A 1222-nucleotide genomic window follows, 5' to 3' on the forward strand; every position below is an offset into this window, starting at 1 on the left:
CCATGGCGAGGGTGATGTGCCGGTACCACGCGTGGTAGAGGCGGACCTGGTAGTGGTCCAGGCCGCACTCGCCCTTCGCGGTCTGGAAGCATTCTTCGACGGCCCAGCGGGCGCCGGCCACCTGGACCAGGTCCTTCAACCGGGTGGCGACGGGGCCGTAGCAGACGTAGTAGGCGAGGTCCGTGGGGTCTTTCAGGCTCCGGCGGGCCAGGACCCAGTGGCCGTGGCCGTTCTCCCACCAGATCCGGATGGGGATCCGGGCCCACTGGTACATGCGCTCGCCGTGGGATCCCTTCCCGGCGGACAGGCGCTTCCACGCCTGAGGCGCGAGGCCGGCGACGAGGTCGTCGACACGGCGTTCGCCCATGCCGCGGGTGATGACGGTGTCGCTGGCCTTCACACACATCACATGGCTGACGGCCCGCTGTTCCATCCACCAACGCAGGGACTTCGACTGCCCGTAGGCCTCGTCCGCGGTGACCCAGGCGAAGGGCACACCCGCCTTGATCGCACGGCTGAGCATGGCCTTGAAGTGCTCGGTCTTCGTCGCGAAGACCACCTCGTCGGGGATTCCCGCGTCCCGGCACCGCTCGCGGTCGTCTGTCCAGGAGACGGGCACGTACAGTTCCCGGTCGATCAGAGCCCGCCCCCTGGGCGAGGCGTAGGCCAGGAACGTGCCGACCTGGCAGTTTTCCGTACGTCCGGCGGTGCCGGAATACTGCCGCTGGACGCCGGCCGAGCGCACTCCCTTCTTCAGGAAACCGGTGTCGTCACCGATCAGGACCGCGTCCTTGTCGCCGATCGTCTCGACGACGTAGTCCCGCACATCGTCACGGACCTTGCCCGCGTCCCAGTCCGCCTCGCCCAGCAGGCGCTGCATCCCGATCGGCAGCCGGTCACCGGCACGCTCCGCCAGCGTCCAGCCGTTCTTCCGCTCCAACGGAGCGATCAGCCCCCGCATATACGCAAGAGCCCGCCCACGCGGCTCCGACCTCACGAAACGCGACGCGAACCGGGCATGCAACCCGGCCAGCACCCCGTCCCACTCCTCAACCAACCCCACCCCGAGCACAGTCATACACCAACTCAACCACACACAAGTGTGATTGCAGTACTAGGGTCTGTTGCGAAAGTGCTGGTCACAGCCACTCGTTGATGGCTGCGACCAGTACCGTTGCCTCGTAGCGGACGGCAAGTTTGTCGTACCTCGTAGCCCCCGCAC

At 67.1% G+C, this 1222-nt stretch carries 1 protein-coding gene; it reads right to left on the reverse strand.

All coding sequences use genetic code 11. The features are described from left to right. Positions 1-1078, reverse strand: a 1078-nt coding sequence (locus ACFVX9_RS39865) for an IS701 family transposase (RefSeq protein WP_387987225.1), incomplete at its 3' end; no start/stop codon positions are given. Positions 1079-1222: the final 144 nt, after the last annotated feature.

It is taken from the genome of Kitasatospora sp. NPDC058243 (assembly GCF_042882025.1).
Classification (GTDB): Bacteria; Actinomycetota; Actinomycetes; order Streptomycetales; family Streptomycetaceae; genus Kitasatospora.